Annotated in this window: 26 protein-coding genes; 4 read left to right on the top strand and 22 right to left on the bottom strand. The window is 66.0% G+C overall.

Translation table 11 applies throughout. The features are described from left to right. Positions 1 to 54: 54 nt before the first annotated feature. Together NUW51_RS05200 and NUW51_RS05195 are read right to left on the bottom strand one after the other, a co-directional pair. On the bottom strand, positions 55 to 558 hold the full coding sequence (locus NUW51_RS05200; RefSeq protein ID WP_265563388.1) for a hypothetical protein: 504 nt from the start codon (positions 556 to 558) through the stop codon (positions 55 to 57). After that, on the bottom strand, positions 555 to 1,139 hold the full coding sequence (locus NUW51_RS05195; protein ID WP_265563386.1) for a TIGR02466 family protein: 585 nt from the start codon (positions 1,137 to 1,139) through the stop codon (positions 555 to 557). Before NUW51_RS05195 ends, NUW51_RS05200 begins: the two co-directional genes overlap by 4 nt. A gap of 82 nt (positions 1,140 to 1,221) precedes the next feature. On the opposite strand from NUW51_RS05195, the gene NUW51_RS05190 reads away from it, so the two are divergent. After that, positions 1,222 to 1,986 (top strand): TIGR02466 family protein, encoded by a 765-nt coding sequence (locus NUW51_RS05190; protein WP_265563383.1) that lies wholly within the window; start codon positions 1,222 to 1,224, stop codon positions 1,984 to 1,986. On the opposite strand, the gene pth is transcribed toward NUW51_RS05190, so the two are convergent. From pth to NUW51_RS05130, 12 genes are all read right to left on the bottom strand, one after another. Next, on the bottom strand, positions 1,970 to 2,539 hold the full coding sequence (gene pth, locus NUW51_RS05185) for an aminoacyl-tRNA hydrolase (protein WP_265563381.1): 570 nt from the start codon (positions 2,537 to 2,539) through the stop codon (positions 1,970 to 1,972). The genes NUW51_RS05190 and pth overlap by 17 nt on opposite strands. An 84-nt stretch (positions 2,540 to 2,623) precedes the next feature. After that, positions 2,624 to 3,307, bottom strand: a complete 684-nt coding sequence (locus tag NUW51_RS05180; protein WP_265563379.1) for a 50S ribosomal protein L25/general stress protein Ctc — start codon at positions 3,305 to 3,307, stop codon at positions 2,624 to 2,626. Between the two features lie 135 nt (positions 3,308 to 3,442). Next, positions 3,443 to 4,453 carry a TraB/GumN family protein gene (locus NUW51_RS05175; protein WP_265563377.1) on the bottom strand — a complete coding sequence of 337 codons (1,011 nt, stop codon included), beginning with the start codon at positions 4,451 to 4,453 and terminating at the stop codon, positions 3,443 to 3,445. Positions 4,454 to 4,476: 23 nt separating this feature from the next. After that, positions 4,477 to 5,427: a TraB/GumN family protein gene (locus tag NUW51_RS05170; protein WP_265563375.1), complete on the bottom strand. Its 951-nt coding sequence runs from the start codon at positions 5,425 to 5,427 to the stop codon at positions 4,477 to 4,479. A 127-nt stretch (positions 5,428 to 5,554) separates the two neighbouring features. Further along, entirely contained in the window at positions 5,555 to 7,414 is a 1,860-nt protein-coding gene (locus NUW51_RS05165) for a S8 family serine peptidase (RefSeq protein ID WP_265563374.1), read from the bottom strand. An 86-nt stretch (positions 7,415 to 7,500) separates the two neighbouring features. Continuing rightward, the gene (locus NUW51_RS05160; RefSeq protein ID WP_265563372.1) at positions 7,501 to 8,397 is read right to left on the bottom strand and encodes a TraB/GumN family protein; all 897 of its coding nucleotides are present in this window, start codon (positions 8,395 to 8,397) and stop codon (positions 7,501 to 7,503) included. A 27-nt stretch (positions 8,398 to 8,424) separates the two neighbouring features. Further along, a complete protein-coding gene (locus NUW51_RS05155) occupies positions 8,425 to 9,309 on the bottom strand; it encodes a TraB/GumN family protein (protein WP_265563370.1) in 885 nt (294 codons plus the stop codon). Between the two features lie 34 nt (positions 9,310 to 9,343). Next, positions 9,344 to 9,772 (bottom strand): hypothetical protein, encoded by a 429-nt coding sequence (locus NUW51_RS05150; protein WP_265563368.1) that lies wholly within the window; start codon positions 9,770 to 9,772, stop codon positions 9,344 to 9,346. Between the two features lie 11 nt (positions 9,773 to 9,783). Beyond that, complete coding sequence (locus NUW51_RS05145) at positions 9,784 to 10,227, bottom strand: hypothetical protein (protein ID WP_265563366.1); 444 nt, start codon at positions 10,225 to 10,227, stop codon at positions 9,784 to 9,786. Beyond that, positions 10,214 to 10,408 carry a helix-turn-helix transcriptional regulator gene (locus NUW51_RS05140; protein ID WP_265563364.1) on the bottom strand — a complete coding sequence of 65 codons (195 nt, stop codon included), beginning with the start codon at positions 10,406 to 10,408 and terminating at the stop codon, positions 10,214 to 10,216. Before NUW51_RS05140 ends, NUW51_RS05145 begins: the two co-directional genes overlap by 14 nt. After that, a complete protein-coding gene (locus NUW51_RS05135) occupies positions 10,405 to 10,797 on the bottom strand; it encodes a hypothetical protein (RefSeq protein ID WP_265563362.1) in 393 nt (130 codons plus the stop codon). The genes NUW51_RS05140 and NUW51_RS05135 overlap by 4 nt, the downstream gene beginning before the upstream one ends. A 229-nt stretch (positions 10,798 to 11,026) precedes the next feature. Then, complete coding sequence (locus tag NUW51_RS05130) at positions 11,027 to 11,170, bottom strand: hypothetical protein (protein WP_265563360.1); 144 nt, start codon at positions 11,168 to 11,170, stop codon at positions 11,027 to 11,029. 157 nt (positions 11,171 to 11,327) lie between these two features. Between NUW51_RS05130 and NUW51_RS05125 the strand changes: the two genes are divergently transcribed. Together NUW51_RS05125 and glyS are read left to right on the top strand one after the other, a co-directional pair. Next, on the top strand, positions 11,328 to 12,191 hold the full coding sequence (locus tag NUW51_RS05125; protein WP_265563358.1) for a glycine--tRNA ligase subunit alpha: 864 nt from the start codon (positions 11,328 to 11,330) through the stop codon (positions 12,189 to 12,191). Beyond that, positions 12,188 to 14,341, top strand: a complete 2,154-nt coding sequence (gene glyS, locus NUW51_RS05120) for a glycine--tRNA ligase subunit beta (protein ID WP_265563356.1) — start codon at positions 12,188 to 12,190, stop codon at positions 14,339 to 14,341. Before NUW51_RS05125 ends, glyS begins: the two co-directional genes overlap by 4 nt. 302 nt (positions 14,342 to 14,643) lie before the next feature. On the opposite strand, the gene NUW51_RS05115 is transcribed toward glyS, so the two are convergent. The 8 genes from NUW51_RS05115 to NUW51_RS05080 all read right to left on the bottom strand — a co-directional run bounded on the left by NUW51_RS05115 (position 14,644) and on the right by NUW51_RS05080 (position 22,089). Next, positions 14,644 to 14,949 (bottom strand): hypothetical protein, encoded by a 306-nt coding sequence (locus NUW51_RS05115; protein ID WP_265563354.1) that lies wholly within the window; start codon positions 14,947 to 14,949, stop codon positions 14,644 to 14,646. Between the two features lie 176 nt (positions 14,950 to 15,125). Continuing rightward, on the bottom strand, positions 15,126 to 16,115 hold the full coding sequence (locus tag NUW51_RS05110; protein WP_265563352.1) for a type II secretion system F family protein: 990 nt from the start codon (positions 16,113 to 16,115) through the stop codon (positions 15,126 to 15,128). A 24-nt stretch (positions 16,116 to 16,139) separates the two neighbouring features. Continuing rightward, complete coding sequence (locus NUW51_RS05105) at positions 16,140 to 17,111, bottom strand: type II secretion system F family protein (RefSeq protein ID WP_265563351.1); 972 nt, start codon at positions 17,109 to 17,111, stop codon at positions 16,140 to 16,142. A 78-nt stretch (positions 17,112 to 17,189) separates the two neighbouring features. After that, entirely contained in the window at positions 17,190 to 18,458 is a 1,269-nt protein-coding gene (locus NUW51_RS05100; RefSeq protein ID WP_265563349.1) for a pilus assembly protein CpaE, read from the bottom strand. A 1-nt stretch (position 18,459) separates the two neighbouring features. After that, on the bottom strand, positions 18,460 to 19,098 hold the full coding sequence (locus NUW51_RS05095) for a CpaD family pilus assembly protein (RefSeq protein WP_265563347.1): 639 nt from the start codon (positions 19,096 to 19,098) through the stop codon (positions 18,460 to 18,462). A 24-nt stretch (positions 19,099 to 19,122) separates the two neighbouring features. Continuing rightward, the gene (locus NUW51_RS05090; RefSeq protein ID WP_265563345.1) at positions 19,123 to 20,547 is read right to left on the bottom strand and encodes a type II and III secretion system protein family protein; all 1,425 of its coding nucleotides are present in this window, start codon (positions 20,545 to 20,547) and stop codon (positions 19,123 to 19,125) included. 1 nt (position 20,548) lies between these two features. Further along, positions 20,549 to 21,568, bottom strand: a complete 1,020-nt coding sequence (gene cpaB / locus NUW51_RS05085) for a Flp pilus assembly protein CpaB (protein WP_265563343.1) — start codon at positions 21,566 to 21,568, stop codon at positions 20,549 to 20,551. A gap of 44 nt (positions 21,569 to 21,612) precedes the next feature. Continuing rightward, positions 21,613 to 22,089 (bottom strand): A24 family peptidase, encoded by a 477-nt coding sequence (locus NUW51_RS05080; RefSeq protein WP_265563340.1) that lies wholly within the window; start codon positions 22,087 to 22,089, stop codon positions 21,613 to 21,615. Positions 22,090 to 22,137: 48 nt separating this feature from the next. Between NUW51_RS05080 and NUW51_RS05075 the strand changes: the two genes are divergently transcribed. Then, positions 22,138 to 23,253 (top strand): NAD(P)/FAD-dependent oxidoreductase, encoded by a 1,116-nt coding sequence (locus NUW51_RS05075; protein ID WP_265563338.1) that lies wholly within the window; start codon positions 22,138 to 22,140, stop codon positions 23,251 to 23,253. The last annotated feature ends 56 nt before the right edge of the window (positions 23,254 to 23,309 follow it).

Here is a 23,309-nt window from a genome sequence, read left to right as displayed (position 1 = left end):
GGGCGGCTGTCAGCGCAATGAACGGTCACCGCCGTTTGTCGAAAAGGCGGCAGGTCAGGCGTCGTGAGCGGCGCGTCGACGCCAGGCGTTCCAGTGACGGCGCAGGGTCGCGGCGAGCTTGTCGGCGGCAAGGTCGTTGCCGGGAGGGATCTGGTAGCCCGCGATCCAGAAACGGTCCCACCGGCGTCGCGGCAAGCGCGATCCGTCGACCAGGATCAGGACGTGATCGCCTGGCAGGCGGTAGTTGGGCCGCTGCTCGATCCGTTCTACCTCGGACCAGTGGATGTGCCGGTCATAGAGAAGGCCGATGATCGCGATACACTCCTCGTCGATCTCGACGCGAGAGGGTGGGAGCGCGTTGACGATGACGATCGCCGCGACCAGCAGCGCGGCGGCGAGGGTCGTGGCGTACATCCTGCCCCAAAGCGAAACGCCGCCGTCGGACCATGACGCGATGAGGATGACGGCGATGACGATCAGGAGCGCCGCCGCCGTCACCGCGCGCAGGACGCTCGCCCACCAGCGCGGGCGGACGATGCGGGCGCGGGGGCGCGTCACGAGAAGTTGAAGCTGATCGAGAGGCGCTCTTGCTCGCCGTGATGGGGCATGACCTCGTGACGCAGGAAACTTTCCCACAGGAGAAGGGTGCCGGGGGAGGGCGCGATGGTGACATGGGGCTGGAGATGCTCGGGGGCATCCTCGCGGCGCAGGGGCGCGACCATCATCATCGGCAGGCGTGGATCCTCGAAGCGGATCGCGCCCGCGCTTTCCGGTACCTCGACGTAGAGCGTGCCCGACAGGACGCTGTGCGGGTGGATATGAGCACTGTGATGGGCGCCGGGCTCCATGAGGTTGACCCAGATATGGTCGAGCTTTGGCTTGTGATCCCAGCCGAGCGCCTTGGCGAAGGCGCGCGCTTCCTTTTCGAGGACGGGCTTCAGCTCGCCGATGGCAGGGTCGCGGGTGGTGAGGTCATCGAGGCTGGCGTAGCTGGTATAGCCCCAATAATCCTTTTCCTCGGCCCAACGCTGGCCCGCCGTATCGGCCTCGGCGAGATAGCGGATGGTGCGAGCGAGCTCTTCGAGATCGACGTCGAGCCGGGCTTCGTGGAGCGGGGAGGCGAAGAGAAGGCGGGTCATCGCCGACCGCTGCCCGCTTTTGGCTTGCAAGGTCAAGGGGCCGTTGACACACTGGCGGCGACAAAAGGGGAGCCAGAGTTTCATGGGGCACAAGATCGTCAACATGCGGATGCTGTTTCCGACGCCGGTGGCGGTGGTGCGGATCGAGGATCATGAGCGCATCAACGCGCTAGTGCTCGAGGAACTCAAGGCGCGGCGTGCGGGCGAGAAGGGCATCACGCGGTCCAATCGCGACGGCTGGCATTCGGCGCTCGATTTCTTCCAACGCAAGGAGCCGGGGCACCGCGAACTGGCGCAGGCGATCATGCAGGCGGTGGCGCAGGTGACGCGGAAGATGAGCGGGCCGGGGGTCAGCTTCGAGGCGCTGCGGCTCGAATGCGACGGCTGGGTCAACGTCAATCCGGCGGGCGGATACAATATTCCCCACGATCATCCGGGCAGCTTCTGGTCGGGCGCCTATTATCTGCACAATCCGCAGAAAAGCGCGGACAAGAACCCCAATTCGGGCGCCATCGAGTTCATCGACCATCGCTCGGCGCCGGCGGGGCAGGGGTTGGTCAAGGCGCCGGTGCTGCGCGGGATCGAGACGCTGCACCCTCAGGAGGGGACGCTGCTCGTCTTCCCGTCGAACGCCAAGCATTGGGTGCATCCCAACCTGTCCGAGGAGGAGCGGGTGACGGTGGCGTTCAACGCGCGGGTGACCATGAACCCGGCCAAGCTGCGCGCGGCGGCGACCGAGCGGCAGAAGCAGGTCACCAAGGGCCCGGCGGCAGCGGCGGGATCGAAGGGGTCGGCGGCCAAGAAACCTGCCGCGAAGAAGAAAGCAGTGGCTAAGAAGCCTGCCTGAGCGCGATGTCGCTCATGAAGCGGGGCAGGGCGCCCTCGGCAAGCCACTCGGCCTCGGCGGCAATGGCGCCGAGCATGTGGACGAGGTCGTCCATCTCGGCCTTGGCGTAATTGCCGAGGACATGGCCAGTGACCCGGTCCTTGGAGCCGGGATGGCCGATGCCGATCCGCACGCGGGTGAAATCGGGTCCCAGGTGCGCATTGATCGAGCGCAGGCCGTTGTGGCCCGCGAGCCCGCCGCCCTCGCGCGCCTTGACCTTCATGGGGGCGAGGTCGAGTTCGTCATGGAAGACGGTGAGATCCGCGACACCCAATTTGTAGAAATCGAGCGCGGCGCGCACCGAGGCACCGCTCTCGTTCATGTAGGTGGCGGGCTTCAGGAGGATGATCTTGTGGGGGCCGATGCGGCCTTCGCGCACTTCGCCGCGAAACTGTTTCTTGGGCGGCGAGAAGCCGTACATTTCGGCGATGGTGTCGACGACCATGAAGCCGACATTGTGCCGGTGCATTCGATATTTCTCGCCCGGATTGCCGAGCCCCGCCCAGATCTGCATGGGCTCGCCCCTAGCGCAAAAGAAAAGCGCCGCCCAGCCTGTAGGCTGGCGCGGCGCTGATCTTTAGCAAGACGATGAAGAGGCTTATTCGCCCTTGTCTTCGCCTTCGGCTTCGTCGCCATCGGCGTCGTCGGCCTGTTCGGTCGCGGGGACTTCGTCGGCAGCGACTTCTTCTTCCTCGGCGGCGTCGTCCTGGCTCTTCATGGCCGAGGGCGCGACGAGGGTGGCGATGGTGTAGTCGCGATCGACTTCGTTCGACGCGCCCTTGGGCAGGTCGACGGCGCTGACGTGGATCGAATCGCCGATGTCGAGACCAGCAAGGCTGATGACGATTTCATCGGGGATCGAGGCCGCGTCGCAGACGAGGTCGAGGTCGTGACGCACGACGTTGAGCACGCCGCCACGGGTCATGCCCTTGGACTTTTCCTCGTCGACGAAGCGGACGGGGATCTGGACGTGGACGGTCGCGCCCTTTTCGAGACGGAAGAAGTCGATGTGGATCGGACGGCTGGTCACCGGGTGGAACTGCACGTCCTTGGGAAGGGTGCGATGCTTGTCCTTGCCGACGGTGAGTTCGACGACGGAGTTCATGAAGTGCCCGGTCTGGAGCATCTTCGTGACTTCCTTGGCCTCGATATGGATACCGAGGGGTTCCTTGTTGCCGCCGTAGATCACGGCAGGCACCCGGCCATCACGGCGCAGTGCACGGGAGGCTCCCTTGCCAACCCCTTCACGCAGCTCGGCGGGCAGCGTCAGCTGATCGCTCATCTTGTTCTTCCTTATATAGAATATGGTTCGCGTTCGCCCACGCCTCCAGGGATGACCATGGGACGAACCGGCGCTCCATAGGGGGCAAGGCCCTTTGATGCAAGGAAAAGAGCGGGGAGCGCGGTATCGGCGCGGCTAGTCGAGGCGGCGCACCGGCAAGCCGCGCTGGCGGGCATAGTCAAGCACCGAGCGCTCGCCGCCCAGATGCGCGGCACCGACCGCGATGAAGACGGTGCCGGGGCGTTCGAGCCGATCCTCGATCCAGTCGACCCAGTGGCGGTTGCGCGCATAAAGGAGATGGTCGAGATATTCCTCGCTGAGCTGGGCGTCACGCTCGGGATCGTCGCTCTCGAAGTCGGGCGTAAGGGCGGCCATGTAGGCGGCGAGGTCGATCTGCTCGCCGGTCCGCCACTGTTCGAGGATCGCCTCCCATTGACCCTTGGCCTTGTCGATGAGATCATCGTCATATTCGCCGCCGTGATAGGCGAACCAGCTGTCGAGCGTCTCGTCCTGCAATTCGCGCGAATAGGAATCGCCGAGCTGGATCTGGAAGGCGAGGCTCTCGAGGAACTCCTGCGGCTTGCGTGCCGCCTCGAACTGATATTCGAGTTCGCCCTCGACGCCGCCGGTCTCATTCTCCTCCTCGGCGGGCACGAGCATGCCCTGGAAGACGTATTCGGTCAGCGCCCAGCTGTCGATCTTGTCGTAGAAGCTTTCGGGCAGGGGCATGGGCGCCTCGGCGAGGAGCCGGTCGAGGGTGGCATGGTGGCGCGCATCGAGCCGCTCGCGCAGCGGGCGGTTGGAGCGGTCGAAGGACGCTTCGGCGATCATGCCGAAGATGTTAAAGACCCCGGTGTCCACATCGGTCTCGGTGACCAGCTCATCGGACGCCCAGATGGCGCGAGTGACGCGCTCGTCCTGCCAGCACAACTCCTCGGGCAGGATGTGGACGGTGCCGAACAGATAGAGCGTCGTGTCCGTGTCCTCGATCGCCCAGAGGGCGGGGCTGGGGGGCACGACGTCGTCGGCGAAGCAATAGCCGTTGGGATCGGTCTTGCGCTTGATGAGCTCGGCGGTGGGTTCGGCCGCCGCGGGGGCGGAGGCGAAGCCGAGCAGGGCGGCAAGGAGGATGGGAAGACGCGGCACTGTAAGATGCTTTCGAAACGGGGTCAGTCGTCGAGGCGGGTGACGCGATGCCCGGCGGCCTCGAGCATCAGGATGAGGCTGTCGTCGCCGGCGAGATGGCCCGCGCCGACGGCGACCATCAAGGTGCCGGGCTGGTCCATGCGCGCGTCGATCCAATTGGCCCAGTTGCGGTTGCGCCGGGTGAGGATGGCGGAGCGGATCTCGCTGCCGATCGGCATGCCTTCGTTGAAGGTCATGGCGATGCCTTCGACATTGCCCTGCGTCCAGGATTCGAGCATCGCGCCGAAGGCTGCCTTGGTGTCTTCGGCGGAAACGATGGTGCTCTCGAGAAATTCGCGCTGCGTCTCGGGTGAGAGATTGTCGAAATAGGAAAGCTGTTCCTCGTTGGTCTCGAGCTGGTCGAGCGGCTTGCCTGCAGCGGTGAAGGCGGCGCGCAGGTCGCTTTCCACCCCGGCCTCGGCGGTGAGGCCCAGTTCGGCGGCGGTCTGGGCGAAGAGGGTGAGGCCCGCGACCCAATTCTCCATCAGGTTGAAGGCGGCGACCGGCTGCCCCGACTTGGCGATCTTCTGCATCAGCAGCGCGCGTTTGGCGGGCGCGACGCGCTGCTCGATGGGCGGCAGGCCCTGCGCCATGCCCATGCGCGCCATGAGGAGGCCGAGCTCGGTCGGGTTGTCCTGGTCGATGATCGTCTCGAGGACGAGCGTGTCGCTGTCGACAATGGCGGCGTTGATGGTGTCGGTACGCCACTCATATTCTTCGGGCAGCAGATGGAAGGTGCCGAGGATGTAAATGCTGGTGTCCTCATCGCGCACCAGCCAGATGGCGGGATCGACCACGCCTGCGCGCTCGGCGGCGCTGCGCGGTTCGTCGATCGAGATGGCGGCGGCGCGGTCGTAATCGTCGAGCCCGCGGTCGACCGGGGCGCAGCCTGCGAGGAAGGCCAGTCCGAGCCCCATCCAGATCGTCTTCGCCATGCCTGCCCTCCCTGATGATTGTCGGCCTCCCTTATCGGGAGCGGTGGCGCGAATGGCAACGGCGAAAGAAAAGGGCCGGCTCGCAAGAGGCGCGAGCCGGCCCTGATCGGGTGCGCGAGCGGCGTGCTTAGCGGGCGCGCAGCGCGGCGATGCTGGCGGCGGGATGGATGACGGCAAGCTCGCCCTCCATCGTCGCATGATCCTCGATCAGCGCGCGCAGCTCGGCAGTCGAGAGCGAAGGATCGATCGCGAGCAGCTTGGCGGCGAGGTTGGTGACCTGCGGCGCGGCGAGCGAGGTGCCCGAGATGTTGATGTCGAGCCCGCCCGGCGCCTTGGACGGCACTTCAAAGCCATTGGCATAAAGGTCGATCGAGCTGCCGTAGCTGGTGAAGCTGGCGGGCTGGAGCGCGACATCGACCGCGCCGACGGTGATGAGGTTGGGCAGGTTGATGCCGGCCGGGAAGGAGCGGACGAAATCCACGTCCTCATCCTCATTGCCCGCACCCGCGACGAAGAGGATCTCGGGGGCAGCCGCCATCGCAGCCTCCATGCGCGCGGACAGGAGATCGAAATTGGCCTTGGCCTGCGCGGTGCGTTCGTCGGCGTCGGGAACGGCGAGGGTGAGCGACCCCGTCACCTGCGGTTCGGTGATGCGCCAGCTCATGTTGACGACGCGCACGTCATGCGCGCGGTAATAGTCGATGGTGCGCTCGATATGCTGCGCCATGGCCTCGGCGAACTCGGCGTCCATCGGATCGGGCATGATGTCGATCTTGAAGTCGAAGCGCGAACCGATCGCCTGCGCAGTCGGATTGCCGACGAGCGAGGTGTAGCCGGTCGCGGTGCCGTGGAGATAAAGGCCGAGGCGGGCGCTCTTGAGCGCGAAGGGAATGGCGTCGTCGCGGCCAAGGCCGGCGAGGGTTTCGCGGTAGAGGCGCGCTTCCTCGCTGTCGACGCCCGCGCCGCTGTCGAGCGAGCCCTTCACCAGCGCGAGATTGGTCTCCATGTCGGCGAGGTCTTCCTCGGGCATGGGGCGCAGGATCGCGGTGGTGGGCAGCCATTCGGGGTCGAAGGCGATGCCGTGAATGTCGTCGATGAAGCCATTGCCGTCATCGTCCACGCCGTTGCGGGTCTCGGCCGGATTGGTCCACATGTTGGGCCCGAGAACGGCAGGATCGACACCGCTGTCCCAAATGCCGACGCGGACCGGCGAGAGTGCATCGTCGCGGCTCAATTCGACGAGCCGGGGCGTCCAATTGTCGACCTTTTCGACGGCCTCGGCGGCAAGGCGCGCCGACAGGACGGCGACGACGCGGTCCTTGATCGGCATGTTGCGCTCGAGCGTGCCACGTGCCGAGACGATCGTGCTGGCGACGCCGAGCGGGACGGTGCCACCCTGGGCTTCGGCCAGCGGGTCGAGCGAGCCGCCAACCTGGCCGATGATGAGGTCGGGAGAGAGGATCTGATAATTGCTGTTGAGGCTCTGCGCCCAATCCTGCGCGAGCGTCCAGTCGAGGTCGGCGACGCGCGCGGCGAAGGCGGTCTCGAAGGTGTCGGCGAAACCGGGGGCGGCGGGATCCACGGCGCGCGCGGCATCGGCATAGGCAAGGGTGAGAAGATAGGCGGTCTCGCGCGCGGCGGGCTTGTCTTCGCTGGCGCGGCTTTCCTCGGCGAAGGCCACCGCATCGTCCCAGCGACCTTCGGCCATGGCGACCGCGATGCGCAGGCCAACGAGCTGGCGGCGGGTGGCGGCATCGTCGATGCGATAGCCATCGAGCGTGGTGCGGGCATAATCATCGATGGGGGCGAACAGCGCCTCGTAGGCGGGGCCGCCATGTTCGAGAAGGACGCTGGGCTTGTCGCCAAGGGTGACGACTTCCTGCGGCAATTCGCTGGCCTGGGTGATGACGGGGCGATCCTGCGCGGCGGCAAGGGTCGGGGTGAGGGCGCTGGTCGACAAGGCGATGGCAAGAGCGAAGCGGATCATCGTGGAAGTCTCCATGGAAGATTGGTGAACGGTGGGTCGGCGCGCCCGCGAGGGGGCGGGCGCGCCGGTTCCTTGGCAAGCGAGCGCTATTGCAGGCGCTCGGCGGTGATGCCCTTCTTGGCGAGCATGGCCTGGACGCCATCGTCGCCGATGAGGTGACCCGCGCCGACCGCGACGAACACGGTGCCCGGCTGGTCGAGGCGGGCAGCGAGCTTTTCGGTCCAGGCCGCGTTGCGCTCGACGATGATCGCCTCGTAGCTTTCGGGGCTGTTGTCGTTCATCTCGAGGAAGAGCGTGTCGAAGGTCGCGGTGTCACCGCTGGCCCAGGCGCCCTTCATCTCGGTCAGAAGATTGGGAATGTTATCGAACTCGGCCATCGCCTCGTTGAAGCCGAGCGACTGTTCGGCGAGGCTGGGCTTGCCGAGCTGGGCCAGCACTTCCTCGGTCGTCTCGAGCCCGCTGACGGGCTTGCCGTCGGTCTCGGCCGAGGCCTTGAGGACATTGTCGGCGCCATTTTCGCTGGCGAGGCCCCAGGTCGGCATGATCGCCTGCATCGCGGTGAAGACCGCGAAGGTCGGCTCGAACTGCCCGAGCGCCTGCGCGGGGATGCCGATGGGCGCGATCTTCTCGAGGAAGGTGGCATAGGCGTCGGCTTCGACCACGGTGTCGAGCGTCGTGCCGGCGGGGAGCGTGAGATGCTCCATCAGCACCGGCTGGAGCGCGGCCGGATTGCTCGGCGGGAGCGATTCGATGACGAGCTCGTCCGACGCCTCATAAGCGGTGCGAACCGGGCCGTTGAACCAGTCGGTGTCATTGTCGAGGAAGTGGAAGGTGCCGAACAGATAGATGGTGGTGTCCTCGTCGGCGACGACCCACAGCGCGGGATCGGCGTCGAGCTTTTCGGCCTGTGCGGGCGCGGCGGCGAGCGCGGTCGCGGCGGCGCAGGTGGCGAGGACGGTCTTGAGACGGTTGGCGAAGGTCATGCGTTTATTCCCTTGTCTTGAACGCAATTACTGAACGCGGGTGACGGTGAGGCCGCGCGCTTCCAGCATCTTGAGGACGCTATGCTCGCCCGCGAAATGGCCGGCGCCGCCGGCAAGAAGGACGGTGCCCGGCGTGTCGAGACGGGTCTGGACATAGTCGGCCCAGTGCGGGTTGCGGTTGGCAAGCAGCATGTCGGTGAGATCAGGGCCCATGTCGGCCAAGCCCATGACGTTGTAGAGCCCGTCGGTATCGCCCTCGGCCCATTCGGCGACGGCGAGCGGCAGCTGCTCGAGCGCGCTGGCATCGAAGGTCTGTTCGAGCAGCGCGCTCTGGGCACCGGCGCTGAGGCCGTCGAACCAGACCATCTGCTGTTCAAGACCCTCTAGCTCGGCGACGGGCTTACCCGCGCTGGTGAAGGCTTCGTAGAGCTTGATGTCCACGCCGTCGGTCGGCGAGAAGCCCGCTTCCATCATGCGCAGCGGTCCGAACATGGTGACGATGAACCAGTCTTCCATCGCATCGAGCGCCGGGGCGGGGACGCCGAGGGTGCCGGCGAGGCGGACGATCTCGGCATGATCCTCGGCATCGACGCGCTCGGCGAGCGGGGCGAGGCCCTGGCTCATGCCGAGTGCCTGGCCCTGCTGCATTGCGGCCATCAACTTGGCCTGGTCGAGGTCGGCTTCGAGAACGAGTTCGTCGGCGCTTTCGATGACTTCGGCGACCTTGCCGCCCTGCCAGTTCACGTCGGCGGCCATGACGTGGACGGTGCCGAGGATATAGACCTGCGTGTCCTCGTCCTCGACCAGCCACATGGCGGGCGTGGCCTCGGTTTCGGCGGCGGCCGGCGCGGCGGCGGCAAGGCCGATCGCGAGGAGGGGGAGGGCGGCGATGGTCTTCATGGTCTTTTTCATGGTCGAATGTCCCTTGTTGGTCGGTTGGTCGTGATCAGCGAAAACGGTGGTAAAGGTAGGCGATGATGGTCAGCACGAAGTAGCCCGCGTAGATGGCGCCATGCGCCGGTTCGGGCACGAAGCCGCCTTTCCACAGCGCGAACCAGGCGGGGTAGCCGCACAGGAGGGCAAAGCCGCCCGCCTGCATGCCCCACGCCTGATGGGCATATTCCAGTTCATCGGCGGTCCGCGTGGCCGACAGCATGAGCAGCGGCACGACGATCAGCGCGACGACGGCGAGCGCGATCGAGAGGAGCGGCGGCCAGCTGGCGGCCTCGAGGAAGGAGCCGTCGCCCGGGGTCGAGACCGCGAGGCTCCCGCCGATCGCCCCGCCGAGAAGGACGGCGGCGATGATGATGATCATTTGCAGCCGTGAACGCCGTGCTTCGCGCTGTTCGCCGGGGGTGGGGAGGGGGTCGGTCATCTCTTGGCTCCTCAGAAACGGCGGGCGATCTTGCGCCCGAAATAGGCAAGGGTGGCGCCGATGGCCGCGCCGATGGCCTGGGCATCGTAGAAATTCGGCAAGGTGGCCTCGATCAGGTCGGCGCCTGCGAGCGACATGAAGATGAGCGAGGCGAACATCAGCCCGAAGAAGGCGGCGCCGGCGGCCCACAGATTATCGGCTCGCTCCAACTCGTCGACGCCTCGCCAGAAGGCGATTCCGATGGCGAGGAGAGCAACGCAGATGAAAATGTTGGACCCCACCAGCAGTGCGGTGCGCACGGTGGGGTCGAGCGCCTCGTCGCGAAAGGCGAAGGTGAAGGCGGCAGCGCCGATGAACATGACGATGCCGGCGGCGACATTATAGCCCCAGAAGGCACGGCGCTTGGCGCGTTCGCGGCGCTCGCCTTCACCCAGTTCACGCTTAGGCCTGGTCATCGAAAATCTCCTCGATCGGCTTGTCGAACAGCCGGGCAATCTTGAAAGCGAGCGGCAGCGAGGGGTCGTGCTTGCCGGTTTCGATGGCGTTCACCGCCTGGCGCGAGACGTCGAGCCGCCCCGCCAGCTCGGCCTGGCTCCAGCCATGAATGGCGCGAAGGACACGAAGCTCGTTCTTCATGGGCGATCCCTCAGCAATTCGAGATGGAAGGCGAGGAAGAAGGCGAAGAGCGCCGTCAGCCCTACCGCATCGGCCGACAGGGGGGGCGTCGGGTCGTATACGCCCCTGAGACCGTCGATGAAGCCGCGGATCGGTCCGACATAGAAGGTCAGCACCACGGTCACGGTAAAGGCGGTCGCGGCACCCGCATTCCACAGCCGGGCGAGATATTCGTCGTCGCGGCGGCGGATCAGCAGCACGAGGACGATGACGAGCATCAGGCCGGTGAAGAAGCCGCGAACGAATTCGGGCGCCCCGAACAGTTGGGCGGCGATGAGGGCGAGCATTCCCGCGCCCCCGATATGCGCGACCCACAAGGTCTTCTGCGCGCGCTGGCCAGCCGAGGACATCAGCCGGTCACCCAGACCAGCGCCACCAGGCTGGTGAGAAGCATGAAGCCGACCGACAGGCCGATGGCGGCGTAGAATAGTATTTCGGCGGCAAACCCCATGTCGTCGTTCATGGCTGCAAGCATCCTAGCGGGTCAGTATGGCGACGATGGTGCCGATCGCGATCAGCAGGGCGATCATCTCGTCGCGGTTCATGGTGAGGGTCAGTTTCATCGTCCGCGCCCCTTGATCAGAAGATGCGGGCGAGCAGCGCGCCCAGCGCATAGCCCGCGCCGAACAGGGTGGCGAAGGCAAGCAGCGTGACGGCGAGCTTGCGCACGGGGCGATCGGACAGGTCGATCTCGATCCCATTCTTTTTGGCGTCCTCAGTCATGTCTTCATTCCCTTTTGTCAGGTTATGGTGACATCATGTCGCGATTCGCTGACAATGTCAACATATCCTGACAAAGTGTCGCGTTAACCCTACTTTTGTGAGAGAAAGCGCGGGCTTCTTGACGAGGGACGCGCCACCCGCCAAAGCCTCTGCCATCATGCTGAGCTTCCAAGATTTGATCCTGCGCCTGCACGCTTATTGGAGCGCGCAGGGCTGTGCCATCCTCCAGCCCTATGACATGGAAATGGGGGCCGGGACCTTCCATCCGGCGACCACGCTGCGCGCGCTTGGGCCCAAGCCGTGGAAGGCCGCTTATGTGCAGCCGTGCCGCCGCCCGACCGACGGGCGCTATGGCGAGAACCCCAACCGGCTGGGCCATTATTATCAGTATCAGGTGATGCTGAAGCCGAGCCCGGAGAATTTGCAGGAGCTGTATCTGGGCAGTCTCGCCGAGATCGGGGTTGATCCCTTGAAGCATGACATCCGCTTCGTCGAGGATGACTGGGAAAGCCCGACGCTAGGTGCCTGGGGCCTTGGCTGGGAAGTGTGGTGCGACGGGATGGAAGTGACCCAGTTCACCTATTTCCAGCAGGTCGGCGGCTTCGACTGCAAGCCGGTGGCAGGCGAGCTCACCTACGGGCTCGAGCGGCTCGCGATGTATATTCAGGGCGTCGACAATGTCTTCGACCTCGCCTTCAACAATGACGGCGTGACCTATCGCGACGTGTTTCTCGAAAATGAGAAGCAGATGAGCAAATATCATTTCGAGGTGGCCGACACCGAGATGCTGTTCGATGCCTTCAAAAAGGCGGCGGGCGAGGCGGAGAACTGCCTGGCGAACGATGTGCCGCTGGCGGCTTACGAGCAGGCGATCAAGGCGAGCCACATCTTCAACACGCTGCAGGCGCGCGGCATCATCTCGGTCGCCGAGCGGCAGGCCTATATCGGGCGGGTGCGCGATCTGGCGAAGGGGGCCTGTGCCGCCTGGCTCGAGCATGAGCTGAAGGAGGCGGGCGAATGAGCGACTTCCTTCTCGAACTCTTTTCGGAAGAGATTCCGGCGCGGATGCAGGCGAAGGCCCGCAAGGATTTAGAGGCGCTGTTCGTGGCGCAGCTCGCCGAGGCCGGTCTCAAGGCGGACAGTATCCGCACCTATTCGACGCCGCGTCGCCTCGCGCTGATCGCGAGCGGGCTGCCGAGCCAGACCGAGGCGGTGCGCGAGGAGACCAAGGGGCCGCCGACGGCAGCGCCCGACCAGGCGGTCGAGGGGTTCCTGCGCAAGGTGGGGCTCACCAAGGATCAGCTCGAAGTGCGCGACCTTAAAGGGCGCGACACCTATTTTGCGGTCATCGACAAGCCCGGTCGCCCGACCGCCGAGATCCTCGGGCCGGCGATCGCCAATATCGTGCGCGATTTTCCCTGGCCCAAGTCGATGCGCTGGGGGGCGGCTTCGGCGGACAGCGGTTCGCTGCGCTGGGTCCGTCCGCTGCACCGTATCGTCGCGATGCTCGGCGAGGAGATCGTGCCGGTCGAGGTCGAGGGTGTCTCCTGCGGCGCCGCCTCGCTCGGCCACCGCTTTCACCATCCGGGCGAAATCACCTTCGGCGGCGCGCACGACTATGTCGAAAAGCTGCGCATGGCGCATGTGCTGGTCGATCATGAAGAGCGCGAGACCATCGTTCGCGACGGCGCCACGACGGCCGCCGAGGATGCGGGCTATGCGCTGATCGAGGACGAGGGGCTGGTGATCGAGAATGCGGGGCTGACCGAATGGCCGGTGCCGCTGCTCGGGCAGTTCGATCCCGACTTTCTCGATGTACCCGAAGAAGTGATCCAGCTGACCGCGCGCACCGACCAAAAATACTTCGTGATGCGCGACGATGCGGGCAAGCTGGCGCCGGCATTCATCTGCACGGCCAATATCGAGAGCTCGGACCCGGAGGCCGTGGTCAACGGCAATCAGCGCGTGCTCGCCGCTCGCCTGTCGGACGCGCGCTTCTTCTGGGAGAATGATCTCAAGGTGTCGCTCGAGAGCCTTGGCGGAAAGCTGGGCGAGATCGTGTTTCACGAAAAGCTCGGCACGGTGGCGGACAAGGTCGACCGGGTCGCCAAGCTGGCGCGCTGGCTGGCCGAGGAGAAAATCGTCGCTGCCGATCCCGATCAGGCCGAGCGCGCGGCGCGGCTGGCGAAAAACGATCTCGTCACCGGCATGGTCGGCGAATTTCCCGAATTGCAGGGCGTGATCGGCGGCTATCTAGCGCGCGCGCAGGGCGAGGATGACGCGGTCGCAGATGCGGTGCGCGATCATTACAAGCCGGTAGGGCAGGGCGACGAGGTGCCGACCGCGTCGGTGACGGTGGCGGTGAGCCTGGCGGATAAATTAGATAGCCTTGGAGCTTTCTTTGGCGCGGGAATGCCGCCCTCGGGGTCGAAGGATCCGTTTGCGTTGCGGCGCTCGGCACTTGGCGCGCTGCTTCTGATGACGACGAACGGGCTTCGCTTCGACCTTCGCGATCTGATGGAAAAGTCCACCATGTGGCTGCGTCATGCTGGGCATGACCTGAACAGTTTCAACGACGACATGGCGTCCTTCTTCGCCGATCGCCTGAAGGTGCAGCAGCGCGAGGCCGGCGTGCGGCATGACCTCATCGACGCGGTGTTCGCATTGGGCGGCGAGGATGATCTCGTCCGCCTGCTGGCGCGCGTGAAGGCGTTGCAGGGCTTTGTCGAGACCGAGGCGGGAACGAACCTGCTGGCGGCCACCAAGCGCGCGTCGAACATCCTCAAGAAAGAAGGCATCGAAGGCTCGGGCGCGATTCCCGGCACGCTCGAACAGACGGGCGAGGAAGACCCGCTGGCGCTGGTCGGCGAGAGCCAGGCGTTCGATGCGGCGGTCGCGCAGTGGGACCATGACAGCCTGCAGGGCGAGGAGAAGGCGCTGGCCGATGCCTTGGTGACCGCCGGGCCGATGGTGCAACAGTCGCTCGAGGACGAAGATTTCACGAGGGCGATGGAGGCATTGGCGAGCTTGCGCGGGCCGATCGATGCCTTCTTCGAGGGCGTGGTGGTCAATTCGGACGTGGCCGAGGAACGCTCGCGGCGACTGGGAATGCTGGCGCGCTTCCGCAGCCTGGCGGACAGCATCGCGGATTTCTCGAAGATCGAGGGCTGAGCACAAAGCACCGTCCGGGGGACGGTGCGACTGCGAAGCGGCTGCGCAGACAGCCGTGGATCAGAGGACAGCCGGGGGCCAGAGCGTCTAGGCGGAGACCTTCCTCGTCATTGCGAGGAGCGCAAGCGACGCGGCAATCCATGGGCGATGCGGCCGGATTGCTTCGCGATGCTCGCAATGACGAAAGGGGGACGGCGTGTCCGATCCCCCACCTTTGCGGCGCGGCGATGGCATGGGCCCCAGCCTCCGCTGGGGCGACGGCCTTGTTCAACTATTCTCCAGCCTCCGCCGGAGCGACGGCCTTACGCCTTGCCCGGGTCGAGGGGGCGGTCGTCGGCGCGGTTGGGCACGCCGTCGCCATCCGTGTCGCGGGCGGCAGGGCGGCGGTCGCCGTCGCGCAGTGCGGCGGCGCGCAGACTGTCCTTCTCGCGCCATTCCTTCTCGGCGGCAGCATAGTCGGCTTCGACGCGCTCGCGATGCTCCTTTTCGGCGCGATAGCGTTCCTTCCACTTGCGCCCGCCACCGGCGAGCAGGAAGGCACCGATGATAAGGCCCATCAGGAAGACGAGGCCGATGATGATCCATTGGTCGGCGGTGAAATTCATCATGTTCAAATCCCCTTTTCCGGCCAACTTCGGAACCGCTCGTCGGGTTCCGTAACGGGGATGGAATGAGGAGTAGGCAGTATGGGGCGGTAGAATGGAAACTGCCGCCCCGCACGTGAAGTGCGAGACGGCAGTCCCTTCCCCCCACCAGGGAAGACGGTTGGCTCGGTGGCCCCGGGCTAGCTGTTGATGAAGCTGTCCGAGATCGAGCAGGCCGCGGGTCCGAGAATGACCACGAACAGGCACGGCAGAATGAAAAGAATGAGCGGCACGGTCATGATCGCCGGCAGGCGCGCGGCCTTTTCCTCGGCGCGCATCATGCGCTCGTTGCGGAATTCGGCCGACAGGACGCGCAGGGCCGAGGCCAGCGGGGTGCCGTATTTCTCGGTCTGGATCATGGTCGTCACGACGCCGCGCACGGCTTCGAGGTCGACGCGATTGGCGAGGTTCTCGAAGGCCTGGCGGCGTTCGTTGAGGAAGCCCAGCTCGATCGCGGTGAGGCCGAATTCATCGCCCAGTTCAGGATAGGCCTTGCCCAATTCCTTGGCGACGCGGCTGAAGGCGGCGTCGACGGTGAGACCGGCCTCGGCACAGATGACGAGGAGATCGAGCGCGTCGGGCAGGCCCTTCTGGATCGCCTTCGAGCGCTTGTCGACCTTGTTGTCGAGCCACATGTCGGGCGCCTTGTAGGCGAGGCCGACCGAGCCCGCGACGGCCAGATATTTCTTCATCGCCGACCAGTCGGGCTTGATGTCGACCACATAGATGAGGACGACGGCGGTGATGCCAATGACCACCGGCAGCACGAAGCGCGCGAAGATGATGAAGTAGGCCAGTTCCTTGGAGCGGATGCCGGCCTGGCCGAGACGCTTTTGCGCCTTTTCGACCTGTTCGCCCTGGAGCATCTGCGCCGAGGCGAGCAGCCCGCGCACCTTGTCGGCGGCCTGGTTCTTGTTGGTGAGGCTCTTGCGCTTGTTGGTCGAGGCGACGATGCCCGCTTTCAGCTGTTCGCGGCGTTCGTTGAGCGCCTTGACGCGCTTGGCCATCGGATCCTTGACGGTGGTGGCGGCATAGACCGCGACGAGCACCGCGAAGACCGCGACTGCCGAGAGCAGGGTGGCGACCCAGACGACGTCGACTCCGAGGAGGGTGGGACCGGTGGTTTCCATGTGTCTTCTCTTTTCCTCGGGTGCCTAGATCTCGAAGTTGACCATCTTGGCCATGACGAGGACGCCGATCGACATCCACATGAGGCCGCCCATGCCGGCGATCATCAGTCGCTCGTCCTCGAAGAAGTTCATCATGTAGGGCTGGTTGACCATCATGATGAGCGCGAAGACGATGAAGGGCAGCGAGCCGACGATATAGGCCGAGGCCTTGGATTCGGAGCTCATCGCCTTGATCTTCAGCTTCATCTGCGAGCGCTTGCGCAGCACGTCGGCAAGGTTCGAGAGCGTCTCGGCGAGGTTGCCGCCCGTTTCGCGCTGGATCGACAGGGTGATGACGAAGAATTGGAATTCGGGCGTCTCGAGGCGGTCGGCGACCTCCTGCAACGCGGCTTCCATGGTGGTGCCGACCTTCATGCGGTCGCTGACCAGCTTGAATTCATCGGCGATGGGACCACGGATTTCGCTGGCGACGACGCCGAGCGTCTCGGTGATCGGCAGGCCCGAACGCAGGCCGCGGACCATCAGTTCGATGGCATCGGGGAAGTTCACGTTGAACTGGGCGATGCGCTTCTTGATGAGGAAGCCGATGACGAAGTGCGGCAGGCCGATGCCGAACAGGATCCCGAGCATCAGGGCGAGCAGGAAGGGCGCGCCCTGGAGCGCGAGCACCCCGGTGACGACGATGAGGATCGCCGCGTTGATCATGGCATATTTGCCGAGGTCGATCTGCTTGCCGGTGCGCTTGAGGCGGGCGCGCATCAGCTCGGGACGGGGCACGAGCGAGGAGAAGGCGCCATTGACGCCGCCACGCTTGCGATCCTCCATGAGCTTGCGGATCTGCATCTGGGCATTGGCCTTGAGCGCACCGCCCGCCGCATGCCGTTCGCGCAGCATTTCCATGCGCCGCTTGGCGGTCTTCTGGGGGCTCGGCCCCTGGAAGGCGAACAGCGCCAGGACGATGGTCCCGAACAGTCCGGCAATCATGACATACAGCATGGGCGTGACCCCCTAAAACTTATCTGGTCGGGAAGGGGTGGGCGCCATGGGGGGCGCCCACCCGATCCCCTATTCGCGTTACGCCGCTTCGCTCTTGGGCTTGTTGAGCATGCCCTTGAGCCCGTCCATCAGCGAGGACTTGGTGGCCGCAGCCGCCGAGATGGTCTCGGCGCCATCCTCGCTCGAGGTGCTGAGCACCATGTTCGAGAGCTTGGCGAAGGGCTGGGCCAGCTTGCCCGTGGCGATTTCGGCGAGCGGCTTTCCGAGCTTGGCGGCCTGCGCGGCGGCCTTGGCATCGGCGGGGAAGACGATGTCGACTTCGCGTTCGATCGACTGTTCGAAATCCTTGCGGCTGATTTCCAGCGCCCCGCCCGTGGGCACGGCGTTGGCGGCGACGATCACCTTGGTCTGCGGCGCGTTGGACTTGAGCCAGGCGAGCAGGCGGATGGTGTCGCGGGTCGCCGCCAGCGTCAGTTCGCTGACCACCACCGCGACATGGGCGTCATGCACCATGTGCGGATATTGGATCAGCATGTGACGCGGCGTGTCGATCACGGTCGATTCGAACGCATTCTTCATCTCTTCCTGGAGCTGGAAGAAGGCGGTGCCGTCGCTGATCAGCGGCTGGCTGATCGGCGCTTCGGCCGAGAGGACCGAGAGGCGATCGTTGGCGCGGACCATGGCGCGTTCGATGAACAGACCGTCGATACGGCTAGGGTTCTCGATCGCGTCGGTCAGGCCGCGGCCCGGCTCGAGATCCAGTGCCAGCGCACCGGTGCCGAAGTGGATGTCGAGATCGAGCAGCGCCGTCGAACGGTTGGCCTTCTCGCCGAGCATCCAGGCAAGGCTGGTGGCAATGGTCGAGGCGCCGACGCCGCCGCGCACGCCGATGACGGAGGTCATCACATGGGGCTTTTCGACCTGCGCTTCGCCGCGCGGACCCGACAGGATGGCCTGCGCCTGCGCGAAGGTCTCGCGCAGCTGGTCGACGGTGAAGGGCTTCAAGAGATAGTCGTGGATGCCGCTCGCGACGAGGTCGCGATAGAGGCGCACGTCATTGACCTGGCCGGCGGCGATCACGATCGTGCCGGGCTCGCAGACCTCGGCGAGGCCGTTGATGTCGGTCAGCGGGTCGGCGCTTTCCGACAGGTCGACGAACAGCACGTTAGGGCTGGCCGAGACCGAGAGCGACTGGACCGCGTTGCGAAGGCCACCCTTGTTGACCTTTTCGGGGCTCCAGCCGTGCTCGACCGCGACGGGGCGCAGCATGTCGGCCGTTTCCTCGTCGCAGACGAAGGCGGTGAAGGGTTCGCGCAGACCGGCGCGGGCTTGGAAAGGCGCGTTCATCTTAGTTCCCCTGAGTGGTGACTTCTTCGAGACCGCCGCGGCCCGTGGGCTCGGCGTCACGATAGGTTTGGATGGCGCGCGCGGCGGTGCGGCTGTCGGCGACACCCGAGCCTTCGCGGCCGTAGACAAGGTCGTTGGGGTTGGCGACCATGGCAGCCAGCGCTCCGTTCACGCCGCACCCGAAATTGGGGGCCGAGACGTTCTGGAAGTTCGGCTGGTCACGACGCGACCAGTTGGGGCAGCCGGGCACCGAAGCGGTGGCGCGGCCGACGACGACACGCACCGCGCCAGCGGGAACCGCGCCCTGCGTTACCGGCGCGCCGTCGGCGAGCAGCAGGCCGTAGCGGCCGGCGAGCTGGGCGACATCGGCACGCGCGCTGGCGGCATTGGCACCATCGACGTAGACGACATCGCCATATTGCAGGCCAAGGCTGGTGAACCAGGCGGCGAGACGCTGCTGTTCGGAGGCGGGCAGGGTGCCGCCCGGCGCCGAGACGTCGAACGCATAGTTGGTCTGGGCGACCACCGGAACGTTGACGGCATTGAGGCTGGCCGCGTCCTGGCGACCTTCGTAGACCGCCGTCTGGCAGGCCGACAGGCCCGACATGGCGACCGCGGCGAGAAGAAGTTTCTTCATCATGTTTCTATCCTTCCTGCTGGCCGCTTAGAGGCTGAAGCCGGGCTGGGCGGGAGCGGCGGCGGCGGGTTGCGCCCCGCCGAGCCGCGCGGTGGGAACGACGCCCTGCGGGCCCGAGACGCCGACATAGGTCTGGCCCTCGAGGATCCGCTCGGCATCGTTGGGATGACGATAGCCATCGGTCGGCAGCGGCAGCTGGCCCGAGACCGGCTTGACGAGATAGGGGGTGACGATGATCACCAGCTCGGTCTCGTTCTTGCGGAAGCTCGAGGAGCGGAACAGCGCGCCGAGGATCGGCAGGTCGCCGAGGAACGGCGCCTTGGAGATGTTGTTCTGCCCGTTCTGGCGCAGCAGGCCCGCGATCATGAAGCTCTGGCCCGAGCCCAGTTCGACCGTGGTTTCCGCCCGCCGGGTGACCAGCGCGGGGATTTCATAGCCGTTGAGGCGGATCGCGCCTTCGCTCGACAGTTCGGACACTTCCGGGCGGACGCGCATCGAGATGCGGCCGTCGGCGAGCACGAAGGGCGTGAAGGATAGGCCGACGCCATAGGAGCGATATTCGACCGTCAGCGCACCCAGCGACTGCGAGATGGGGATCGGGAATTCACCGCCCGCGAGGAAGCTCGCGGTTTCGCCCGAGAGCGCGGTGAGGTTGGGCTCGGCCAGCGTGGTGACGAGACCGTCGGTTTCGGCCAGGTCGAGCGAAGCGATCATGTCGAGCCCGAGGAGCGAGCCCGCGATGCCCAGCGTGGTGCCGGTCTGAAGCGGGAAGGCCTCGAACGGATTGCCGCCGGCACCGGCGCTGCCCTGGCCGATCGCGAAGCGGGTCCCACCCGTGGAATCCGAGCTCAGCAGGTTGACGCCGACATTCTTGAGAAGCGAGCGGTTCACTTCGGCGATGCGCACCTTGAGGTTGACCTGCAAGGGGGTCGCCTGGCGAAGACGGCTGACGACTTCGGTACCGGCGCCGACATAGGCGCGCACCAGCATCTCGGCTTCCTGCGCATCCTCGGGGCTGGCGACCGTGCCGGTCAGCAGCATGAGGTTGTTCATCGGCGTGGCCGTGATATCCGCCTCGGGCATCGCCAGGTCGAGCATGGCGTCGACCGAGGTGATGTTCGAGCCGACCTGGACCTCGGAGGCCCAGACGACCTGCCCGGCCGCACCGGTGGCATAGATGGTCGTCTTGCCCGCGCTCTCGCCGAAGATGTAGATCTGGCGGTTGGAGCGCACGGTCACGTCGGCGATAGCTTCATCGGCGATGAAGATGTCGTTGATCGCGGCCGGCAGGCGGACCAGCGTGCCCTCGCCGGTGGCCAGCGTCAGCGTTTCGGTCGGCTGGACCTGCTGCATGGCCTGGGCGGGGGTCGCGATGGCGACCGGGGCGAGGGCGAGCGCGGCAACCGCGGCGGCGGCACGCAGGCCCAGTTTGGTGGATTTGACGATGGTCATCTTAGTTGCTCCCGACAGGCACGACGGTGACGCTGTTGCCGCGAGCGATGCGCACGGCAGGGCCGGCGGGCACGCCCGGCGCGGCGGCGGCACCCGGGGTCGGGGCGGCGGCGACCGTCGGCGCGGCGGCACGGCGGCGCGGTGCCGACGGGTCGCCTTCGCGGACGAGGCGCGAGACCTGGCCCCCGGTGGTGAAGGTGGTGTTGGTGTCGACCGGGCGGTTGGCGACTTGGAGCAGGATGCGACGCTCTTCGTCGGGCGTCGTGCCCTCGGGCAGGTCGACTTCGCCGGCGGCAACCGCACGCTCGAGTTCCGAATTATTGTCGGCGATCGAGCGCAGGACCAGGCTCAGGGCACCGAGGCGCTGCGCGACACTGATCTTCTCGGCCAGCTTCGGGGTCACCTCGAGGGTGGCCGAGGCGGCGTTGGCGATCGGCGTCTGGACGCCTTCCTCGTTCTTGGGATTGAGCTGCTGGTTGATCGCCAGCACGCGAACGTTGCGGATGATCGTTTCCGACGCGTCGATCTGGCCTTCTTCGTTCGAGACCGAGTGGGTCACGACGACATCGACACGGTCACCCGGGAAGATGAAGCCGGCGACGCCGGTGGTGGCCGAGATGGGCACCGAGATGGCGCGCATGCCGGGGCTCAGCGCAGCGGCGAGGAAGCCACGATCGTTGGGGCCGACGAGCGCACCGCGCGTGATCGGCTGGCCGGCCGTGATCTCGTTGCGAACGACGGTACCGATGAGCGCGGCGGGATCGGCGTCCTCGTCGGCTTCGGTATAATAGACGTTCTGGACGAGCTCTTCGGGCCAGGGCTGGAAGGTCAGCGCCTCGGCGTCGATGATGGTCCCGACGGGCAGCGGCCGGTTGGCCACCATCACCTTCGGGCCCTGCGGCACGGCAGCGGCCTGCGCTTCGGCGGCGGCTTCGCCGCTGAACAGGCTGCGGGCCATGAATGCGGTAACCACCGCAATGACCAATGCTCCAACGAGCAGCAAGAGTTTCTTCGCGTTCATGGCGCTTTCGCCTCCCCCACTGGGTTCAATTCAACTGTGCCTAGTCATCCGGCAAAATGGTTAAGAAAGCGTTGGGTGAGTAACCACAATGCGGCCACCGCGATGGCGACCCCGTAAGGAACCTCGGCTTTCCCGGATTTTTGGCGAAACTTATGGTTGATCATCACCGACAGCGAGACGAGCCCGCCGGCCAATGACATGATGATGAAGAACTTTACCGTGCCCGCCCAGGGGAACCACAGGGCCAGCGCCGCGGCGAGTTTCACGTCGCCGCCGCCCATCACGCCGAGCAGGAACATGCCCGTGAACAGCGCGAAGACGAGCGCCGCCATGCCGACGCGGATCGCCGCATCGGGCCACAGCGGCAGGCCGATCGACCACCAATAGGCCAGCGCGCCGAGGATGGTGACCCCGACGATCCAGTTGGCGATGCGATAGGTCTGCGTGTCGCGCCACGCCATGTAGACCATGAGTAGCGCGAGGGCGGCATGCAGGATGAAGGTAAAATCCATGTTCATCATGACGACGGGTCTAGACGCCGCGCCTTTCCAAACCGTAACCAGCGGGCCGTGACACAGGAGAATTTTTCGGACGTCGTCGTCGTCGGCGCAGGCATCGCCGGGCTGGCGCTGGGCGCGCATCTGGCGCGCGCGGGGCTGTCGGTGCGCGTGCTCGAGGCGGAGGAACGACCGGGCTATCACGCGACGGGGCGCTCGGCGGCTTTCTGGCTGGAGAGCTATGGCGGGGCAGCGGTGATGCCGCTGAGTGCCGCAAGCCGGGGCTTTCTCGACCAGCCGCCGGCCAATTTCTCGGCGCGGGGGTTCCTGAAGCCGCGCGGGGCGATTCACCTCGCGCGCACCGGCGATGCGGCGGCGTTCGAGGCCTTGCCGCGCGGGACGGTGACCGAGGCGCTCAGTGCCGAGCGCCTGCGCAGCATGATCCCGGGGCTGCGGAAGGAATGGAGCCTCGGCATGGCCGAGCCGTCCTGCCGCGAGATCGACGTGGCGGGGCTGCACCAGGCTTATGGCGCGTCGCTGGCGCGGGCGGGGGGCAAGGTGACCTGTTCGGCGCGTCTGGCAGAAGGACGGATCGAGGGCGGGCGCTGGATGCTTCGTACCGAGGACGGGCGCTCCTTTGAGGCGGGGGATGTGGTCAATGCGGGCGGCGCATGGGCCGACGAGGTGGCGCGAGCTTGCGGGGTGGAGCCGCTCGGTTTCACGGCGTTGCGGCGCACGATGGTACAATTACGGGTCGAGCGCGAGGGCATGGCCGAATTGCCGCTCGTGAGCGATGCGCGCGGCAGCTTCTATGTCCGCGGCGAGGGGGCAAACAGCGTCTGGCTGAGCCCGCATGACGAGGAGCCGAGCGCCCCGTGCGATGCCGCGCCCGAGGAGCTGGCGGTGGCGACAGCGATCGCGCGGCTCGAGGAGGCGGTCGACTGGACGATCGCGGCGGTGACGCGCAAATGGGCGGGGCTGCGGACGTTCGCGCCCGACCGGTTGCCGGTGATGGGGCGCGATCCCGATTGTCCCTCCTTCTTCTGGTATGCCGGGCAGGGGGGCACGGGTATCCAGACGCAACCCGCCGCCGCCGCGCTGGCTCGCGCCCTGTTTCTGGACAAGGCGCCGACGGGGACGGCGCGGGGATTGAGCGCGCGGGCGTTCTTGCCGGAGAGGTTGCGCTAAGATCCCACGTCATCCCAGCGAAGGCTGGGATCCATTTCGAGGAGAATAGTCACGAT

It is taken from the genome of Sphingomicrobium arenosum, assembly GCF_026157085.1.
Classification (GTDB): Bacteria; Pseudomonadota; Alphaproteobacteria; order Sphingomonadales; family Sphingomonadaceae; genus Sphingomicrobium; species Sphingomicrobium arenosum.
This window is presented reverse-complemented; position numbering and strand designations above follow the sequence as displayed.

Excerpts from the sequence above, each read along its gene's own strand:
- NUW51_RS05195 (WP_265563386.1), bottom strand. The coding sequence starts at position 1,139 with ATGACCCGCCTTCTCTTCGCCTCCCCGCTCCACGAAGCCCGGCTCGAC.
- NUW51_RS05190 (WP_265563383.1), top strand. The coding sequence starts at position 1,222 with ATGGGGCACAAGATCGTCAACATGCGGATGCTGTTTCCGACGCCGGTG.
- pth (WP_265563381.1), bottom strand. The coding sequence starts at position 2,539 with ATGCAGATCTGGGCGGGGCTCGGCAATCCGGGCGAGAAATATCGAATG.
- NUW51_RS05180 (WP_265563379.1), bottom strand. The coding sequence starts at position 3,307 with ATGAGCGATCAGCTGACGCTGCCCGCCGAGCTGCGTGAAGGGGTTGGC.
- NUW51_RS05170 (WP_265563375.1), bottom strand. The coding sequence starts at position 5,427 with ATGGCGAAGACGATCTGGATGGGGCTCGGACTGGCCTTCCTCGCAGGC.
- NUW51_RS05165 (WP_265563374.1), bottom strand. The coding sequence starts at position 7,414 with ATGATCCGCTTCGCTCTTGCCATCGCCTTGTCGACCAGCGCCCTCACC.
- NUW51_RS05160 (WP_265563372.1), bottom strand. The coding sequence starts at position 8,397 with ATGACCTTCGCCAACCGTCTCAAGACCGTCCTCGCCACCTGCGCCGCC.
- NUW51_RS05155 (WP_265563370.1), bottom strand. The coding sequence starts at position 9,309 with ATGAAAAAGACCATGAAGACCATCGCCGCCCTCCCCCTCCTCGCGATC.
- NUW51_RS05150 (WP_265563368.1), bottom strand. The coding sequence starts at position 9,772 with ATGACCGACCCCCTCCCCACCCCCGGCGAACAGCGCGAAGCACGGCGT.
- NUW51_RS05145 (WP_265563366.1), bottom strand. The coding sequence starts at position 10,227 with ATGACCAGGCCTAAGCGTGAACTGGGTGAAGGCGAGCGCCGCGAACGC.
- NUW51_RS05140 (WP_265563364.1), bottom strand. The coding sequence starts at position 10,408 with ATGAAGAACGAGCTTCGTGTCCTTCGCGCCATTCATGGCTGGAGCCAG.
- NUW51_RS05135 (WP_265563362.1), bottom strand. The coding sequence starts at position 10,797 with ATGTCCTCGGCTGGCCAGCGCGCGCAGAAGACCTTGTGGGTCGCGCAT.
- NUW51_RS05130 (WP_265563360.1), bottom strand. The coding sequence starts at position 11,170 with ATGACTGAGGACGCCAAAAAGAATGGGATCGAGATCGACCTGTCCGAT.
- NUW51_RS05125 (WP_265563358.1), top strand. The coding sequence starts at position 11,328 with ATGCTGAGCTTCCAAGATTTGATCCTGCGCCTGCACGCTTATTGGAGC.
- glyS (WP_265563356.1), top strand. The coding sequence starts at position 12,188 with ATGAGCGACTTCCTTCTCGAACTCTTTTCGGAAGAGATTCCGGCGCGG.
- NUW51_RS05115 (WP_265563354.1), bottom strand. The coding sequence starts at position 14,949 with ATGATGAATTTCACCGCCGACCAATGGATCATCATCGGCCTCGTCTTC.
- NUW51_RS05110 (WP_265563352.1), bottom strand. The coding sequence starts at position 16,115 with ATGGAAACCACCGGTCCCACCCTCCTCGGAGTCGACGTCGTCTGGGTC.
- NUW51_RS05105 (WP_265563351.1), bottom strand. The coding sequence starts at position 17,111 with ATGCTGTATGTCATGATTGCCGGACTGTTCGGGACCATCGTCCTGGCG.
- NUW51_RS05100 (WP_265563349.1), bottom strand. The coding sequence starts at position 18,458 with ATGAACGCGCCTTTCCAAGCCCGCGCCGGTCTGCGCGAACCCTTCACC.
- NUW51_RS05095 (WP_265563347.1), bottom strand. The coding sequence starts at position 19,098 with ATGATGAAGAAACTTCTTCTCGCCGCGGTCGCCATGTCGGGCCTGTCG.
- NUW51_RS05090 (WP_265563345.1), bottom strand. The coding sequence starts at position 20,547 with ATGACCATCGTCAAATCCACCAAACTGGGCCTGCGTGCCGCCGCCGCG.
- cpaB (WP_265563343.1), bottom strand. The coding sequence starts at position 21,568 with ATGAACGCGAAGAAACTCTTGCTGCTCGTTGGAGCATTGGTCATTGCG.
- NUW51_RS05080 (WP_265563340.1), bottom strand. The coding sequence starts at position 22,089 with ATGATGAACATGGATTTTACCTTCATCCTGCATGCCGCCCTCGCGCTA.